16 protein-coding genes are annotated in these 17,228 nt (G+C 68.6%); 9 read left to right on the top strand and 7 right to left on the bottom strand.

Translation table 11 applies throughout. The annotated features are described in order from the left end of the window. Positions 1-38: 38 nt before the first annotated feature. Positions 39-287, bottom strand: a complete 249-nt coding sequence (locus ACSGC5_RS07615; RefSeq protein ID WP_019182239.1) for a WhiB family transcriptional regulator — start codon at positions 285-287, stop codon at positions 39-41. Positions 288-491: 204 nt separating this feature from the next. Between ACSGC5_RS07615 and ACSGC5_RS07610 the strand changes: the two genes are divergently transcribed. Continuing rightward, positions 492-908 carry a histidine kinase gene (locus ACSGC5_RS07610; protein ID WP_434970037.1) on the top strand — a complete coding sequence of 139 codons (417 nt, stop codon included), beginning with the start codon at positions 492-494 and terminating at the stop codon, positions 906-908. A gap of 15 nt (positions 909-923) precedes the next feature. Here ACSGC5_RS07610 and bcp read toward each other — a convergent pair whose 3' ends face one another. The 3 genes from bcp to aroA are packed head-to-tail and all read right to left on the bottom strand — an operon-like array spanning position 924 to position 3,851. Next, positions 924-1,391, bottom strand: a complete 468-nt coding sequence (gene bcp / locus ACSGC5_RS07605) for a thioredoxin-dependent thiol peroxidase (RefSeq protein ID WP_434970036.1) — start codon at positions 1,389-1,391, stop codon at positions 924-926. A gap of 43 nt (positions 1,392-1,434) precedes the next feature. Further along, positions 1,435-2,490, bottom strand: coding sequence for a ribosome small subunit-dependent GTPase A (gene rsgA / locus ACSGC5_RS07600; protein ID WP_434970035.1), 1,056 nt, complete (start codon positions 2,488-2,490; stop codon positions 1,435-1,437). Continuing rightward, the gene (gene aroA / locus ACSGC5_RS07595; RefSeq protein ID WP_434970034.1) at positions 2,487-3,851 is read right to left on the bottom strand and encodes a 3-phosphoshikimate 1-carboxyvinyltransferase; all 1,365 of its coding nucleotides are present in this window, start codon (positions 3,849-3,851) and stop codon (positions 2,487-2,489) included. Before aroA ends, rsgA begins: the two co-directional genes overlap by 4 nt. Before the next feature lie 35 nt (positions 3,852-3,886). Between aroA and ACSGC5_RS07590 the strand changes: the two genes are divergently transcribed. Together ACSGC5_RS07590 and ACSGC5_RS07585 are read left to right on the top strand one after the other, a co-directional pair. Then, the gene (locus ACSGC5_RS07590) at positions 3,887-4,510 is read left to right on the top strand and encodes a sigma-70 family RNA polymerase sigma factor (RefSeq protein WP_434970033.1); all 624 of its coding nucleotides are present in this window, start codon (positions 3,887-3,889) and stop codon (positions 4,508-4,510) included. Next, positions 4,507-4,785 (top strand): zf-HC2 domain-containing protein, encoded by a 279-nt coding sequence (locus ACSGC5_RS07585; RefSeq protein ID WP_434970032.1) that lies wholly within the window; start codon positions 4,507-4,509, stop codon positions 4,783-4,785. The genes ACSGC5_RS07590 and ACSGC5_RS07585 overlap by 4 nt, the downstream gene beginning before the upstream one ends. A 6-nt stretch (positions 4,786-4,791) precedes the next feature. Here the strand turns inward: ACSGC5_RS07585 and ACSGC5_RS07580 are convergent, their stop codons facing one another. Then, complete coding sequence (locus ACSGC5_RS07580; RefSeq protein ID WP_434970097.1) at positions 4,792-5,694, bottom strand: diacylglycerol kinase; 903 nt, start codon at positions 5,692-5,694, stop codon at positions 4,792-4,794. 11 nt (positions 5,695-5,705) lie between these two features. Then, on the bottom strand, positions 5,706-9,422 hold the full coding sequence (locus tag ACSGC5_RS07575; RefSeq protein WP_434970031.1) for a multifunctional oxoglutarate decarboxylase/oxoglutarate dehydrogenase thiamine pyrophosphate-binding subunit/dihydrolipoyllysine-residue succinyltransferase subunit: 3,717 nt from the start codon (positions 9,420-9,422) through the stop codon (positions 5,706-5,708). A 175-nt stretch (positions 9,423-9,597) separates the two neighbouring features. Here ACSGC5_RS07575 and ACSGC5_RS07570 point away from each other — a divergent pair, with 175 nt between their 5' ends. The 3 genes from ACSGC5_RS07570 (at position 9,598) to ACSGC5_RS07560 (ending at position 13,610) form a co-directional block, all read left to right on the top strand. Next, positions 9,598-11,052, top strand: a complete 1,455-nt coding sequence (locus tag ACSGC5_RS07570) for a GuaB1 family IMP dehydrogenase-related protein (RefSeq protein WP_434970030.1) — start codon at positions 9,598-9,600, stop codon at positions 11,050-11,052. Positions 11,053-11,220: 168 nt separating this feature from the next. Continuing rightward, positions 11,221-12,546, top strand: a complete 1,326-nt coding sequence (locus ACSGC5_RS07565) for a hemolysin family protein (RefSeq protein WP_434970096.1) — start codon at positions 11,221-11,223, stop codon at positions 12,544-12,546. Then, positions 12,543-13,610, top strand: coding sequence for a hemolysin family protein (locus ACSGC5_RS07560; RefSeq protein ID WP_434970029.1), 1,068 nt, complete (start codon positions 12,543-12,545; stop codon positions 13,608-13,610). Before ACSGC5_RS07565 ends, ACSGC5_RS07560 begins: the two co-directional genes overlap by 4 nt. A 12-nt stretch (positions 13,611-13,622) precedes the next feature. On the opposite strand, the gene ACSGC5_RS07555 is transcribed toward ACSGC5_RS07560, so the two are convergent. Continuing rightward, entirely contained in the window at positions 13,623-14,699 is a 1,077-nt protein-coding gene (locus ACSGC5_RS07555; RefSeq protein ID WP_434970028.1) for an NADH:flavin oxidoreductase/NADH oxidase, read from the bottom strand. Positions 14,700-14,726: 27 nt separating this feature from the next. Here ACSGC5_RS07555 and ACSGC5_RS07550 point away from each other — a divergent pair, with 27 nt between their 5' ends. The 3 genes from ACSGC5_RS07550 to ACSGC5_RS07540 all read left to right on the top strand — a co-directional run bounded on the left by ACSGC5_RS07550 (position 14,727) and on the right by ACSGC5_RS07540 (position 17,225). After that, positions 14,727-15,551, top strand: coding sequence for an ADP-dependent NAD(P)H-hydrate dehydratase (locus tag ACSGC5_RS07550; protein WP_434970027.1), 825 nt, complete (start codon positions 14,727-14,729; stop codon positions 15,549-15,551). Between the two features lie 79 nt (positions 15,552-15,630). After that, positions 15,631-16,920 carry a hypothetical protein gene (locus ACSGC5_RS07545; RefSeq protein ID WP_434970026.1) on the top strand — a complete coding sequence of 430 codons (1,290 nt, stop codon included), beginning with the start codon at positions 15,631-15,633 and terminating at the stop codon, positions 16,918-16,920. Then, positions 16,917-17,225 (top strand): thiamine-binding protein, encoded by a 309-nt coding sequence (locus ACSGC5_RS07540; RefSeq protein ID WP_434970025.1) that lies wholly within the window; start codon positions 16,917-16,919, stop codon positions 17,223-17,225. The genes ACSGC5_RS07545 and ACSGC5_RS07540 overlap by 4 nt, the downstream gene beginning before the upstream one ends. Positions 17,226-17,228 lie beyond the last annotated feature (3 nt).

Genomic DNA, 17,228 nt, shown 5'->3' with positions numbered 1-17,228 from the left:
TCGGTGCTCGCGGTCAGCGCGTCAGGGCGACGTGCGAGTCAGCTGGCGCGCCGGGCGCGCGCTGCGCGGCGCTTGAGTGCGCGGCGCTCGTCCTCGGAGAGTCCGCCCCACACGCCCGAGTCCTGACCGGACTCCAGGGCGTACTGGAGGCAGATCTCGGTGACGGTGCACCGGGCGCACACGGATTTCGCCTTTTCGATCTGATCGACGGCTGGTCCCGTGTTTCCCACGGGGAAGAACAGCTCGGGATCGACAGTCAAGCAGGCGGCCTTGTCGCGCCAGTCCATAGGGGTGCTCCTTGAGGGAAATGAGCATCGGACCACCGGGCGGTCGGATACTCTGGGGAGGTGTACGAGTGATGTCTCGTCCCACGACCTTGTGGGAGCACACGGCTTTACCAATCGTCCCACAGCCGTTCACCCGAATCAAGGGTTGAGTGGTGAGTGGGATGCAAAAGGTCTGGCGTCGGCCGAAAGCCCGGGAGGTTCGCGATGCGCACTGTGGTCGCCGCTCGAGCGGCGGGACTGATCGTGGCGATCGAAGCAGCAGGCCTCCTCGCGCTCGGCGTGTGGCAGATCATCGCCCTTGCCGCCGGTGACACGACAGCGTTCGACAGCGCCATCGCGCTGTTGGTCCTCACGATCGCCGGAGCGGCGATCGTCGCCGTGTTCGGCGTTGTGACCTGGCAGGGCGCATCGTGGGGGCGTTCGGGAGCGATCGTGACGCAGCTGCTGATTCTCGCGGTCGCGCTCGGCGCGGCCACCGGGCAGTATGCGCATCCGTTGACCGGGCTCGTGATCGCGATCCCGGCCGTTCTGGCCCTCGTCCTCTTGGTGGTGGCGGTCCGGGGGTCGTCGCGAAGCGCGACTCCGAACACCGATGACGGTGGTCGGGACGCGTCGCGCTAAGCGAGGGGTCTGGCCTCAGACCCCCAGCAGGCCGCGGATCCGGGCGACGTGCCCGCTGGCCTTCACGTTGTAGAGCGCGTGGGTGACGACACCGTCCGCGTCGAGCACGAACGTCGAGCGCAACACACCCTCCGTGGCCTTGCCGTACATCGTCTTCTCCCCCCACGCCCCGTACGCCTCGTGAACGGCGCGGTCGGGGTCGCTCAACAGGTCGTAGGGGAGCGCGTCGCGCTCCCGGAACGCACGCAGTTTGGCGGGCGCATCCCGGGAGATGCCGAGCACGATGTAGCCGGCGCTGCGCAGCGGCTCCACGCTGTCGCGGAAGTCGCAGGCCTCCGTCGTGCACCCGGGGGTCATCGCCTGCGGGTAGAAGAACAGAATGACGCCCTGCCCGCGGAGGTCGTGGAGCGAGACATCCTTCTCGTCCTGGTTCACGAGGGTGAAATCGGGGGCTTCGGCGCCGGGCTCGAGACGAACGGTCATGCCTCCAGCCTAGAGGTGCGCGTCCTCTCTCGGCGGCTCGGGTCTAGGGGTGTCCGGGGCGATCCGAGAACGTCGCCAGGAGTCGTTGCAGCGAATCCAGCCGTGCCGGTCCTCCCGGCCCCAACCGGCCCTCGGCGACGGCCTCGACGATCGCGCAGTCGGGAGCATCCGGGAGGTGCGTGCACCCGCGAGGGCACTCTCTGGCGATCTCTGCGAGATCGGTGAACGCGCGCAGGATGTTGTCGGGGTTCACGTGACCGAGCCCGAACGACCGCACCCCCGGGGTGTCGACCACCCAGCCCGTCCCCTCGGGCGCCTCGTAGCGCAGCGAGACGGTGGAGCTTGAGGTGTGGCGACCGCGGCCGGTGACCTCGTTGACATACCCGGTGGCCCGATCCGCTCCGGTGACCAGCGCGTTGACCAGTGTCGACTTGCCGACGCCCGAGTGGCCCACGAACACCGTGGTATGGCCCACGAGCGCCGCACCGATCCTGTCGACGGGCATGTCGTCGCGGGCGCTGGTGAACACCTCGAGGTCGAGACCGGTGAAGTGCGACAGGAACGCCGACGGGTCGGAGAGATCGGTCTTGGTGATGACCATGAGCGGGCGGATGCCGGCATCGAGCGCAGCCACGAGGTACCGATCCACCAGTCGAGGGCGCGGTTCGGGGTCGGCTGCCGCGATCACGATGAGCATCTGGTCGGCGTTGGCGACGATGACCCGCTCGACCTGATCGGTGTCATCGGCGCTGCGGCGCAGCAGCGACGTGCGCGGCTCGATCCCGACGATGCGGCCGAGGGTCCCCTCGTTCCCCGAGGTGTCTCCGACGACACGGACTCGGTCGCCGGTGACGATCGCGGTGCGGTGCAGTTCCCGCGCGCGGGCGGCGATCACCTGGCGTTCGTCAGGCGTGTCCTCGCCGACCAGGACCGTGTAGCGTCCTCGGTCCACGCCCAGGACACGCGCGATCTGCGCGTCGGCGTGACGGGGGCGGCGCTTGGTGCGCGGACGGTTCGCCTTGGGGTTCGGGCGGACGCGGATGTCGCTCTCGTCCACACCGAGTTCATCGTCGTCGTCGACGTCCCCCAGCCAACTCACTCCGCGGCGTTCCCCTCGAGCATCGTGTGCCACAGTTCGGGGAACTGCGGCATCGTCTTGGCCGTCGTGCCGATGTCGTCGACGACGACGCCGTCGACGACCAGTCCGATGAGCGCGCCGGTCGTGGCAATGCGGTGATCGTGGAACGCTCGCCATACCCCGCCGTGAAGAGGTTGCGGCAGCACCCGGAGCCCGTCCTCGAGCTCCTCTGCGGCCCCTCCCAGGGCCCGCAGGTTGCCCACGAGAGCGGCGATCCGGTCTGTCTCGTGACCTCGGATGTGCCCGACCCCCGTGATCGTCGTGGGGTCGGATGCGAAGGCGGCAAGGCCCACGATGGTCGGGGTCAGCTCGCTTGCGGCGGACAGGTCGATGTCGATGCCCCGGATGCCGCGTCCGCCCGACACGGTCAACGCCCCGCCTCGGCGCGCGACCCGTGCTCCCATCTCGTGCAGGATCGTCGCGAGCATCGCACCCGGCTGCGTGGAGTGGGCAGGCCACCCCGTCACGGTCACCGTGCCTCCCGTGACCATGGCGGCCGCGAGGAAGGGCGCCGCATTGGACAGGTCCGGCTCGATCGTCACGTTCTTCGCGCGCGGGGGGTGCGGAGGCACGATCCACTCGCGCGGCGAGGGGCGTTCGACGTGCACCCCTCGGTGGGCGAGGCACTCGATCGTCATGTCGATGTGCGGAAGGCTCGGCAGTCGGGACCCCGAGTGGATGAGGTGCAGCCCCGTATCGAACCGGGGGGCGGCCAGCAGCATGCCCGAGACGAATTGGCTCGACGCGCTCGCGTCGATGACGACCTCGCCGCCGCGGATGTGCCCGCGGCCGCGGACCAGGAAGGGCAGGGCCCACCGCCCTTCGTCGTCGACGTCGACACCGACGTCGCGCAGCGCCGTGATCATGGCGCCCATGGGGCGGTGCAGCGCGCTCTCGTGCGCCGTGAGGGTGACATCGCCGTCCGCGAGCCCCGCGATCCCGGCGATGAACCTCATGACGGTTCCGGCCTGGCCGCAGTCGATCGTCGCACCTCGCAGCCCGGACGACGCGGCGCCGACCGAGCCTGACCCGCTCGGGGGAGTGACCAGGAGGTCGGGACCGAAGAGGCTGTCGCCGTCCACCGACTCGATCTGCACGCCCAGGCCGGTGAGAGCCGCGACCATGCGCACTGAATCGTCGGAGTGCAGCGGCGCGTGGATAGTGCTCGGGCCGTCCGCGATCGCCGCGAGGATCAGTTCTCGATTGGTCAGCGACTTGGACCCCGGGACCGCAAGACGCGCGGCGAGGCCGCCCTCCGCGCGTGGGGCCGGCCAGCCTGGCTGTGCAGAACCGGTCCGGGGGGAATATTCGTCGCCGCTCATCGGTTTCTAGCCTAACGAGGGACGGAAGGAGCCCGATGACGATCGCTGTAGCGCCGGACGTAGACTGGCGCGTGATGACTGATCAGGCAGACACGCGCGCGCAGTTCGAAGAGCAGGCTCTGCCGTTCATGGACCAGCTGTACGCCGCCGCGATGCGGATGACGCGCAATCCCGCGGATGCCGCCGACCTCGTCCAGGAGACGTTCGTCAAGGCATACGCGTCGTGGTCGAGCTTCACGCAGGGCACGAACCTGAAGGCGTGGCTGTACCGCATCCTCACGAACGCGTACATCAACACGTACCGCAAGAAGCAGCGGGAGCCCTACCAAAGCGCCATCGAGGACCTCGAGGATTGGCAGCTCGGCGGAGCCGAGTCGACGACCTCCACGCGGACGCGTTCGGCCGAGGCGGAGGCGATCGACCACATGCCGGCATCCGTCGTGAAGGACGCGCTGCAGTCGATTCCCGAGGATTTCCGGCTGGCGGTGTACCTCGCCGACGTCGAGGGCTTTGCGTACCAGGAGATCGCCGACATCATGAAGACCCCCATCGGCACCGTGATGAGTCGCCTGCACCGTGGCAGGCGGATGCTGCGGGAGCTGCTGGCCGAATATGCGACCGAGCGCGGGATCTCGGTCGCCCCGAGGAGTGCGACATGACCGATTGCGGCTGCGCAAAAGCCACGCGGGACTTGGAGGAGTACCTGCGCAACGAGGTGTGCAAGACCGAGCACGCCGACATCCGCGAGCATCTGGAGCATTGCCCCGCGTGCCGCGAGGAGGCGCTGGTGGCGACCACGCTCACCGAAGCGGTGGCGCGCGCGTGCAAGGAGACGGCGCCCGAGGAGTTGCGCGACCAGGTCATGGCGAAGCTGCGCGCCGTGCAAGCCGTCCACGACACGGAGCTTGCCACCAAGTCGTCGCCCTCGACCTAGCGCACCCTACGGGACGGAGCCGGGGGAAGGCGCGAACACGCGAAGCGCCCGCGGGACCACATCGATCGTCACCGGGAGCGGCCCGATCGGGTCGCCGTCCGCGTATGCCGTGACGCCGGTAGCCCGCAGGGTCACCCGCCTCGCTCGGTGCATGCCGACCTCTGGGACGTTGCCGTGAGTGCCCCGGTACACCCGGGGGAGAAGGCGGAGGAACCGTGCTCGCCGGGTGGGGCGAACGAGCACGACATCGAGCTCCCCGTCCGCGGGATCGGCCCCCGGGGCGATGCGCACGCCGCCACCGTAGCTCGTTCCGTTGGCCACCGCGGCCATCAGAAGCGGTCCATCGAACCGTGTGAGCGTGCCGTCGGCATCCGTCAGCTCCACCTCGTAGGCGATGCGTCGCAGCGCCACGAGCTCGCGCAGGATCGCGATCGTGTACCGGGAGGACCCGCGTGGCCACCGCATCCGGTTGGCGCGATCGTTGACCCGCGAGTCGAACCCGCTCGCGAGGACGGAAGCGAAGAACACGGGGGGCTGCCCATCCCGTCGGACACGGGCAAGGTCGATATCCCGAGTCTGGCCCCCGGCGATGGCGTCCGCGGCGTCGTCGGCGCGCAGTTCGCGTAATCCCAGCATCTCGGCGATGTCGTTTCCCGTCCCTGCGGGGATGATGCCCAGCGGCGTCCCCGTCTGCGCCAGCACCTGCAGAGCCAGGGCCACGGTGCCGTCCCCGCCCGCGACGGCCACGGCATCCGTTCCATAGCGCACGGCCTCGCGAAGCAGCGTCGTCGACTCCGCAGCGCTCCCGCCACTGATCAGGGTCGTGCGGATGCCGTGCTCACGCAGCCGATTCGCCGCCCTGGTTGCTATCGCGCTGCCCGTCCCGGCTCGGGCCGCCGGGTTGACCAGTACGGTGACGTTCAGAGAGTGAGCGCCTTCTGGATGATCTCTGCCTGCTCTGCCGCGTGGACCTTGGGGGATCCGGTCGCCGTCGATGCGGCGGCCGCCCGCGACACGCGGCTGATCGTTCGCCCGTGGAGGTGCTTGACGACCTCCAGAGCGATGAACGGCCACGCGCCCTGGTTCTCGGGCTCATCCTGTACCCACACCAGCTCGGCATGGGGATACTCGTCGATGACGCGGTTGAGCTCGTCGACAGGTGCCGGATAGAACTGCTCCATCCGCACCAGCGCGATCTCGGGGTTCGGGTTCTTCTCGAGCTCGGACTTCAGATCCCAGTGGATCTTGCCCGCGTGCAGGAGGACGCGCTTGACCGCGCTCTTGTCGATCCCGCGGTCATCGTCGAGCACCGGCTGGAACCGGCCGCTCACGAAGTCCTCCACAGAACTCGTCGCGCCGCGCAGGCGCAGCATCGCCTTCGGCGTGAAGACGATGAGCGGGCGTCGGGGACGTGCGTAGGCCTGCCGGCGCAGCAGATGGAAGTAGGAAGCGGGCGTCGACGGCCGCGCAACTGTCATGTTGTCCTGGGCGCACATCTGCAGGTACCGCTCGATGCGCGCCGAGGAGTGATCGGGCCCCTGACCCTCATAGCCGTGGGGCAGCAACAGCACCACGCTCGATTGCTGTCCCCACTTCTGGTCGGCGGACGAGATGAACTCGTCGATCACGGACTGGGCACCATTGGCGAAGTCGCCGAACTGGGCTTCCCAGAGCACGAGGGTGTCGGACCGCTCGACCGAGTAACCGTATTCGAAAGCCATGGCCGCGTACTCGCTGAGCAGCGAATCGTAGATCCAGAAGCGCCCCTGGGACTGCGACAGGTTCACCAACGGGAGCCATTCCTGCCCGTTCGCGCGGTCATGGAACACGGCATGGCGCTGCACGAACGTGCCCCGTCGCGAGTCCTGCCCGACCATCCGCACGTTGGTCCCCTCCACGAGGAGGGAGCCGAACGCGAGCAGCTCGCCGAACGCCCAGTCGATGGCACCGTTGCGGCTCATGTCCTGTCGCTTGTCCAGCAGCTGCTGCAACTTCTGGTGCACCGTGAAGCCGTCAGGCTTGTTGACGAAGGCGTCTCCGATGAGCTGGACGACATCGCGCGACACACCCGTCGTCTCGGGCTCCCCGATCGTGTCGATCGGGCCGGTCGCCGGCGCGCTCGCGACCTGCGTCGATCCGGTCTCGGCGGCGTGCGTTTCGGCGAACGCCTGCTCCAGGCGATCCTGGAAGTCCTTCTTGGCCTGTTCGTACTGTTCTTCTGTGATGTCACCGCGACCGACGAGGGACTCGGTGTACAGACGTCGCACGGAACGCTTCGCCTCGATGAGGTTGGTCATCAGCGGCTGCGTCATCGAGGGGTCATCACCCTCGTTGTGGCCGCGGCGGCGATACACGACGAGGTCGATGACGACGTCGCGATGGAACCGCTCACGATAGGCGAAAGCCACCTGAGCCACGCGGACGACCGCTTCGGGGTCGTCGCCGTTCACGTGGAGGATCGGAGCCTGGATCGTCTTGGCGACGTCGGTGGCGTAGACCGACGTGCGCGCGTCCTGCGGCAGCGTCGTGAACCCGACCTGGTTGTTGACCACGACGTGAACCGTGCCGCCCGTTCGATACGCCCGCAACTGCGACATCTGAAGGGTCTCGACCACGACGCCCTGGCCGGCGAACGCGGCGTCGCCGTGGATCAGGATCGGCAGCCAGGAGAACGATCCGAGCGGCAGACGATCCTGCTTGGCGCGCGTGATGCCCTCGAGCACACCGTCGACGGTTTCGAGGTGCGACGGGTTCGCCGCAAGGTACACCGGGAGCTCTTCCCCGCCCTCGGCGACGAACGTTCCCTCGGTGCCCAGGTGGTACTTCACGTCGCCGGAGCCGCGCTTGGAGCCGATGGCGACGCGCCCTTCGAACTCTCGGAACACCTGCCCATAGGTCTTGCCGGCGACGTTCGTCAGGACGTTCAGTCGCCCGCGGTGCGCCATACCGATCGTGGCGCCGTCGAGTCCCGACTCAGCCGCGCCCTGGAGGATTTCGTCCAGCAGCGGGATGAGGGACTCGCCGCCTTCCAGACTGAATCGCTTCTGCCCGACGTACTTGGTCTGCAGGAACGTCTCGAAGGCCTCGGCTTCGTTGAGCTTGCTCAGGATGCGCAGCTGCTCGTCATGGCCGGGCTTGGTGTACTTGACCTCGAGGTTCTGCTGGAACCACGCGCGCTGCTCGGGATCCTGGATGTGCATGTACTCGATGCCGATCGTGCGGCAGTACGAGTCGCGCAGCACGCCGAGGACCTCGCGCAGCTTCATGGTGCGCTTCCCGCCGAAACCGTTCGTGACGAACTCGCGGTCCAGGTCCCAGAAGGTCAGACCGTGCGACTCGATCTCGAGGTCCGGGTGCGTGCGCTGCTTGTACTCGAGGGGGTCGATGTCGGCCATCAGGTGGCCGCGGACGCGGTAGCTGTTGATCAGCTCCTGCACACGAGCGGTCTTGTCGATCCGCTCCGCGACGTCGACGTTGATGTCGGAGTTCCAGCGGATGGGAGCGTAGGGGATCCGCAGCTCGGCGAAGATGTCCTCGTAGAAGCGGCGCTCACCGATCAGCAGCTCGTGGACCTTCTTGAGGAACTCGCCGGAGCCGGCACCCTGAATGACACGGTGGTCGTAGGTGCTCGTGAGGGTGATGGTCTTGCCGATCGCGAGCTCGTTGAGGGTCTTCTCGCTCGCGCCCTGGAACTCCGCGGGATACTCCAGCGCACCGGCGCCGACGATGCAGCCCTGGCCCTTCATGAGGCGCGGGACCGAGTGCACCGTACCGATCCCGCCCGGGTTGGTCAGCGAGATCGTCGTGTTCTGGAAGTCGGCCGCGGTGAGCTTGTTCTTGCGGGCGCGCGAGACGAGGTCCTCGTAAGCCGCCAGGTATTCGGCGAAGGTGAGGGTGTCGGCGTGCTTGATGCTCGGCACGAGCAGCGCCCGTGTGCCATCGGGCTTGGGCAGATCGATCGCGATTCCCAGGTTCACGTGCGCCGGAGCGACCACCGAGGGCTTTCCGTCGATCTCGGCGTAGAAGACGTTCTGGCTCGGGAATTCCGTCAGTGCCCGGATGATGGCCCAGCCGATCAGGTGCGTGAAGCTGACCTTGCCGCCGCGAGTGCGGGCCATGTGGTTGTTGATCACGATCCGGTTGTCGATCATGAGCTTGGCCGGGACGGTGCGGACGCTCGTCGCGGTCGGGACGGTGAGCGACTCGTCCATGTTCGCCGCGAGGGTCTTGGGCATCCCCTTGAGGACGGTGACCTTGTCTTCCGACGGCGCCTCGTTGGAGGTCGGACGCGTCGTGTCCGGCGCCTGAGCCGGGATCGGCTGCGCGGAGGCAGGACGCGCGGTCGTGCGCGCGACGGGCTGGGAGCCGATGACCGGGAGGGGGGCGGTGACGGGGTGCGCGTCGCTGGTCTGCGGCTTCGCGTCCGTGCCGCCATCCGTCGACGATGTCTTCGCAGCGCCGTCGGATGCCGCGTCGGTGTCGGATGCCGAGTGGTAGGCCTCGAGAACCGGCCACCACGCCTTGTCTACGGAGTTGCGGTCCTTGCGGAATTGCTCGTAGAGCTCTTCCACGAGCCACTCGTTAGCCCCGAACTCGCTTTCGTTCGACACTCCGACGCCGGTCACCTGACTCGACACGTTAGATCGCCCGCTTTCGTCACGATTGTCGTCGCGGATCATCGTCCTCGCGCCCGCGCCATTCAACATCCCAGCGTAGTCCGTCCCGGTGCCCCGGCAGGCCATCCGGAGCCACACCCCCGCGGCGAATTCGTCACGATTTCGCTGACAGGAGCGACCGGTACGCTTGGCGCACATGGAGTTCTACGGTGAAACACCGGCTTTCGATCTGACGTATTCGGACGTCTTCCTCGTGCCCCATCGCTCGGGCGTGGGAAGCCGGCTGGAGGTCGATCTCTCCCCGCAGGATGGGACGGCGGCCACCGTGCCCCTCGTGTCGGCGAACATGAACTCCGTGACGGGCGCGCGTCTTGCCGCGACGCTCGCGCGCCGCGGCGGTCTGGGCGTCCTCCCGCAGGACCTGCCGTTGCAGGACCTCGACGCCGCGATCCGATGGGTCAAGGAGCAGCCGGTCGCGTGGGACACCCCGCTGGTGCTCCCGCCCGATGCCACCGTCGCTGAAGCGGCGACGCTGCTTCCCCCGACAGAGGGGTACGGCGTGATCGTCGCCGATTCCGCGGACCGCCTCATGATCGATGATGTGCGGGGCATCGTCTCCGCCATCCGGCTCGGCTCGGCTCTCCCGGATGCGCGACTGGGCGACCTCGCGCGAGGCAGGCCCGCGTCGATCGATGCAGATGACATCGAATCCGCCCGGCACGCGTTCGATGTGATCGTCGCCGCCGAGGCCGAGATCGTCTGCGTCATCCATCACGGACTGGTGGTCGGCACGCTGTCGCGCCGCAGCGCGCTGCGTGCCACGCTCTACCAGCCGGCCGTTGACCGGGACGGACGCTTGATCGTGGCTGCCGCGGTCGGGATCAACGGCGACGTCGCGGGCAAGGCGAGAGCTCTCGTGGCGGCAGGCGTCGACGTGCTCGTGCTCGACACCGCCCACGGGCACCAGGAGGGGATGCTGGAGGCTCTGCGCACCGTGTCGGCGCTCGATCTACGGGTACCGCTCGTGGCCGGCAACGTGGTCACGAGCGCCGGTGTCGACGACCTCGTCGCCGCCGGAGCCGACATCATCAAGGTCGGTGTCGGGCCCGGGGCGATGTGCACGACGCGGATGATGACCGCCGTCGGCCGTCCCCAATTCTCTGCCGTCCACGAGACGGCGCTGGCCGCGCGCGCAGCGGGCGCCCACGTGTGGGCAGACGGTGGCGTGCGCTACCCCCGCGACGTGGCGTTGGCGCTCGCGGCAGGTGCGGCATCCGTCATGATCGGCTCCTGGTTCGCGGGAACGATCGAGGCTCCCGGCTCCCTCCAGCGCGACTCCGCCGGCCGCCTGTACAAGGAATCGTGGGGGATGGCCTCCACAAAGGCCGTACAGGCTCGTTTCGGTCGCCTCGACGCCTACGAGCGCGCCCGGAAGGAACTGTTCGCGGAGGGGATCTCGTCCTCGAAGATCTACCTCGACCCGCAGCGGCCAGGCCTTGAGGACCTCATCGACATGATCACCTCCGGCGTTCGGTCCTCGTTCACCTACGCCGGCGCCGCATCGGTCCCCGAGTTCCACGAGCGGGCGCTCGTCGGGCTGCAGTCGGCGGCCGGGTACGAGGAAGGCAAGGCGCTGCCCGTCAGCTGGTGACCGGGTCCCCGCGGGGCTCCAGCTGTCGGCGGATGAGGACCGCGCGCGGCAGCGCCCGACAGGCGGCCGGTCGGGCTGCAGAGGGTAGACTCGACGCACGATGGACGACCCTCCGAGTTGCCGACGATCGCCCCACCGACCCGAACCCCCGACCGGGGGTGATGCGTGATGGAACTCCTCATGCTGGGGGTGGGGCTCCTGCTCACCGTCGGGACCGGACTGTTCGTGGCCAGCGAGTTCGCTCTCGTCAACCTCGACCGCGCCGATCTGGAGGCGCGTCGTGCTGCGGGCGAGACGCGGCTGTCGCTTACGATCAGCGCGCTCAAGATCACCTCGACTCACCTCTCGAGCGCGCAACTGGGCATCACACTCACGACACTGCTCACCGGGTACACGATGGAACCGGCGATCTCGAGTCTCCTGCGTCCCGTCTTCGTCGGGTGGGGCTGGCCGGATGCCGTCATCAGCCCGCTCGCCGCGATCATCGGGGTCGCCATCGCGACGATCTTCTCGATGGTGATCGGCGAACTCGTCCCCAAGAATTTCGCTCTCGCCGTCCCGCGCCAGACCGCGAAGCTCGTCGTACCCTTCCAGGTCGCCTTCACGACGGTCTTCCGGCCGGCGATCGTCCTGCTCAACGGCAGCGCGAACGCCTTCCTTCGCGCTGTGGGCATCGAACCGAAGGAGGAGCTGTCGGGTGCGCGCTCAGCCGAGGAGCTGTCGAGCCTCGTGCGCCGCTCCGCCAGTGCGGGAGTCCTGGAGCAGGACACTGCCTCGCTGCTCGACCGTTCGCTGACCTTCGCGCGCCTCACGGCGGCGGATGTCATGACACCGCGCCCGAGCGTCCATGCGCTCGCGGCCGATGATTCGGTCGAGGACGTCATCCAGCTCGCTCGATCGACCGGTCACAGCCGCTTCCCGGTCTACGAGGAGTCGATGGACGACATCGTCGGCATCGCACACCTGAAGGCTGCCGTGGGCGTGCCGCGCGGCAAGCGGGGCAGTGTGCCGGTCGGCGCGATCGCCACTGAGCCGCTTCGCGTTCCCGAAGCCGTGCACCTGGATGCGCTTCTGGCGGAACTGCGCTCTCGCGGGTACCAGATGGCGATCGTCGTCGACGAGTACGGCGGAACGGCGGGGGTTGTCACCCTGGAGGACCTCGTGGAGGAGATCGTCGGCGAGGTGCTCGACGAGCACGACCGGCGTCGCACGGACATCGTCCGGATCGATCGCGACGTGGTCTTCCCCGGTGAGCTCCGGCCTGACGAGGTGCTCGACAGGGTCGGCATCCGCATCCCGGTAGGGGATGTCTACGACACCGTCGGCGGCTACCTCATGAGTGAGCTCGAACGCATCCCCGTGGTCGGCGATGCGGTAGCCCTTCCCGAGGGCACGCTCTCGGTCGAGCGGATGGCAGGGCGGCGCGTCGACCGGGTCCGGTTCGTGCCCGTGGCCATCCCCGGCGCGGATGCCGACGAGGAGGTGTCCGGATGAGCGACTGGGCAGGCATCGCATGGCTCGTCGTGCTGTTGGTGGCGAACGCGTTCTTCGTCGGCGCGGAGTTCGCCGTCATCTCCGCGCGCCGATCCCAGATCGAGCCGCTCGCCGAGCGCGGCTCCCGAGCCGCGAAGACGTCGCTGTATGCCATGGAGCACGCGACGCTCATGCTGGCGACCTCACAGCTGGGGATCACGATCTGTTCGCTCCTGATCCTGAACGTCTCGGAGCCGGCGATCCATCACCTTCTGGCGGTGCCGCTGGAGCTGACGGGGCTCAGCTATGCCGCCGTCGATGTCATCGCGTTCGTGATCGCCCTGGTCATCGTCTCGTACCTGCACGTCGTCTTCGGTGAGATGGTTCCGAAGAACCTGGCCTTCTCGGTGCCCGATCGTGCCGTGCTGATGCTCGCGCCCCCTCTGGTCTGGGTGTCGAAGGTGTTCCATCCGGTCATCGTGACGCTGAACTGGATCGCCAATCACATCGTGCGCCTGTTCCGCGTGGAGCCAAAGAACGAGGCGACCTCGACGTACACGCTCGAGGAAGTCGCCACGATCGTCGCGCAATCGCGGATGGAAGGCGTGCTCGAAGACACCGCGGGAACCGTCGCCGCGGTTGTCGAGTTCACCGAGAAGAAGGCGCGCGATATCGCGGTCCCGCTTGCCGACCTGCTGACGCTGCCGCAGAACACCACGCCGAAGCAGATCGAACGGGCCGTCGCGAAGAACGGCTTCTCGCGCTACGTGATCGTCGATCCGGCAGGCGCGCCGCTCGGGTACGTACACCTGAAGGACATCCTGCGCGCCGCCGAGGGACAGGATGCCGCCACCGATGTCCTGCGTCCGATCGATCCGGCCCGCATCCACCACATGGTTCCCGTGACCGAGAACACGGACCTGGAGGACGCCCTCGCGCTGATGCGCGAGGAGGGCCGTCACCTCGCCCAGGTGCGCGATGCCAGCGGTGCGGTGACGGGCGTGCTGTTCCTCGAAGATGTCATCGAGGAGCTCGTCGGCGAAGTGCAGGATGCGACGCGCCGTGGCTGGAGGCTCGAACGGTAGCGATCGAGCGGGTCAGCTCGCGCGCCTGATGCGGGCCCGCTCGTACTGCGGGGGCCAGTAGTCGATCTCGGCGCCGAGTTCGGTTGCGGCACGCAACGCGAAGTGCGGGTCCCGCAGCCACTCGCGGCCCGCCATCACGGCATCCGCTGCACCCGACCGGAGGACCTCCTCGGCCTGCGTGCCGGTCGTGATCAGACCGACAGCTGCCACCGGCACTCCCGCCTTCTCCCGCACCTCGCGGGCGAAGGGGACCTGGTACCCGGGCCCCACGACGAGGCGCTGGTGCGCGACCAGGCCGCCGCTGGAGATGTCGACGAAGACCGCGCCGCGTTCGGCAGCCCACGCGGCGACCGTCGTCGTGTCGGCGAGGTCCCAGCCCCCGTCCGCCCAATCGGTTGCCGAGAACCGCACCATCACGGCGGTCGCCGGTGCGGCCGCGCGGACCGCGTCCAGCACCTCCAACAGAAGGCGCGCCCGGTTGGCCAGCGACCCGCCGTACTCGTCGGTGCGCTGGTTGGACAGCGGCGAGAGGAACTCGTGCAGGAGGTACCCGTGCGCGGCGTGCACCTCGAGGACATCGAACCCCGCGTCGACGCTGCGGCGCGCAGCCGCGCCGAAGTCGGCGATGACCTTCGCGATGCCGTCGGTGTCCAACTGCTGGGGCGTCGCGTAGCCGTCGTAGGCGACCGGGGAGGGGGCCAGCGCCTGCCATCCGCCTGCGGCATCAGGGACCGTTCCTGTGCCCGCCGTCAACGGAGACCACGTCGACGCCTTGCGTCCGGCGTGCGCTAGCTGGATAGCGGCGAGGGCGCCTCGCGCGCGAATCTCGGCAGCGATCGGCCGCCAGGCATCGCGTTGCGCGTCGTTCCAGATGCCCGTGTCGTCCGGACTGATCCGACCCTCCGGGCTCACCGCCGTCGCCTCCGTCATGACCAGCCCTGCCCCGCCCGTCGCGAATGCGGCCAGGTGCGTCAGATGCCACGTGTTGGGCATCCCGTCGGTGGCGCTGTACTGACACATCGGCGCGACCCACAGGCGGTTTCGCGCTCGCGACGAACCGATCTCGACGGGGGTGAACAGCAGACTCATCGACTCTCCAGAGGTAGGGTGGCTCGCATGACCCGGTCATGGTCGGCGGATGACGCGCAACGCGTCCTCGGTAGGCCAACCGTGGATGACGACAAGTATTCCCGCGGAGTCGTGGGCATGCGGACGGGATCGCGTCAGTTCCCCGGGGCCGCCGTGCTCGGCGTCGAGGGTGCGTGGCGCACGGGGGTCGGCATGGTGCGCTACGTGGGCCCCGACCGACCGGCCCGGTTCGTGCTCGCGCGGCGTCCGGAGACGGTGACGGTCGCTGGTCGCGCACACACGTGGGTTCTCGGCTCGGGGACGAATGCCCAGGAGCGCACGGATGCCGAGTCCGACGCGCTGCGCGCGATCCTGGGCGGAACGGACCCCGTCGTGGTCGACGCCGGGGCTCTCGACCTTGCAGCATCGGCGACGGCGCCGGTCGTGGTGACCCCGCATGCCGGCGAGCACGCGCGACTGCGCGAGACCCTCGGCCTGGACCCGACGACGGCGAGGAATCCGTCGAGTGCGGCAGAGACCGCGGCCGCACTCGACGCTGTGGTGCTTCTCAAGGGGGCGCTCACGGTGATCGCGGCACCGGACGGGTGGGAGTGTCACATCGAGGCGCCGACCTCCTGGCTGGCGACCGCGGGCACCGGCGATGTGCTCGCGGGGGTGCTCGGCGCGGTGACGGCTGGTGCGGCTGCCAGAGCAGCATCCGTGTCGCTGGCCGAATGCGCGGCAACAGCGGTGTGGCTGCACGGTCACGCCGCACAGCTGGCCTCGAGCGCCGTCGGCGGTGGTCCGATCACGGCGCTCGATGTCGCAGAGCACCTGCCCATCGTCGTCGGTCGCCTGCTCGGCGCGGCGTGAGTCGCCGCGCCGGCGCCTGTCGGGTCGTGCTCATCCGATCGTGATCGGGCGGCCCATGCGGCGTCCGTAGGATGGTCGAGTGACGCGTCGGGGTTGGTTGTGGGTGGCGTTCGCCCTGGTTCATGGGTTCGTTGCGGTCATGGGGTACGTGCTGCCGCATGGACCGATGGGCGATGTCTATCTGGTCTATGAGCCGTGGTCGGGCTGCGCGCTCGGGTTCGCCGAGTACTGCGGCGCGTCCGGACGGGAGATCGTCGGGATCACCGAGTCATGGGTGTACCCGGCGCTGGCTCTCGTCCCGATGCTCGCTGCATGGCTGTTCGAGGGGCTCGTGTCGTACACGCCCGCCTGGGCGATCCTGGTCACGCTCGTGGATGCCGTCGCGTTCGCCGTCCTCATCGGCAACGGTCGCTCGCGCGGACGGGCGGTGGCCGCGGGCTTCTGGCTCCTGTTCATGCTCCTGCTCGGTCCCGTCGGGATCTACCGGCTCGAGGGGATCACCGTGCCCCTCGCGATCATGGGATGCCTGTGGCTCGTGCGACGCCCGTGGCTCGCCTCGATGCTGCTGGCGGCGGCGACATGGATCAAGGTGTGGCCGGCGGCGGTGCTGGCCGCCGCCGTGGTCGCACTGCGACGTCGCCTCGCGATCGTCGGCGGGGCGATCGTGGTCTCGGCGGCGACGATGGCCACCGTCGTTGCTCTCGGCGGTGGGCGATACCTGTTCGGGTTCATCACCGATCAGACCGGTCGGGGGCTGCAGATCGAAGCCCCGATCTCGGCCGTCTACCTGTGGTACTCGGCGCTGGACGTCTTCGGTTCGCAGGTCTACTACGACGCGGATCTGCTCACATTCCAGGTCACCGGCCCGGCCGTGAACGCCGTCATCGCCGTCATGACGCCGCTGCTGGCGGCATCCGTCCTGGCGCTCCTGCTCCTGGGGGTGTGGGCCGTGCGACGGGGCGCTCACGTCATCCGGGTGCTCCCGGCGCTCGGGTTCGCCCTCGTGCTCGCGCTGATCGTGGTCAACAAGGTCGGATCGCCGCAGTACATGACGTGGATCGTCGCTCCGCTCGTGCTGGGTCTGGTTCTGGATCGAGGAACCTGGATTCGCCCCGCCGCGTTCGCGGCCGGTACCGCGTTGCTCACGCAGATCGTGTACCCGATCTTCTACAACTTCCTCATGACCGACCATCCCGCGTGGGGTGTTGTGGCCGTGCTCACGGTCCGAAACCTCGCGCTGGTGGTTCTGTTCGCGTGGTCTGTCCTCCACCTCGTCCGGGTCGCCGTGGATGCCCCGGCCAGGCGGTCCGGACAGCGCGCGACGTCGCCGAGGTCCGCGCCATCCGTCATCGAAAGGACATCATCATGATCGTCGCCTTCTCCGTTGCGCCCAGCGGCACCGGCCGTGCTGACGGGTCGGTCCACGACGCGGTCGCCGCCGCCGTCCGGATCGTCAGAGAGTCGGGCCTGCCCCACCGCACCACCTCGATGTTCACCGAGATCGAGGGCGAGTGGGACGAGGTGTTCGCCGTCGTGAAGGCCGCGACCGAGGCGGTCGGCGCGTTCGGTTCGCGGGTCTCGCTCGTCCTCAAGGCCGACATCCGGCCGGGGTACACCGGTGAACTCGACGGCAAACTCGAGAGGCTCGAAGCCGCGATCGACGCCGACGACTGACCG

Origin of the sequence: Microbacterium sp. bgisy207, from assembly GCF_965345035.1 — a bacterium.
Classification (GTDB): Bacteria; Actinomycetota; Actinomycetes; order Actinomycetales; family Microbacteriaceae; genus Microbacterium.
This window is presented reverse-complemented; position numbering and strand designations above follow the sequence as displayed.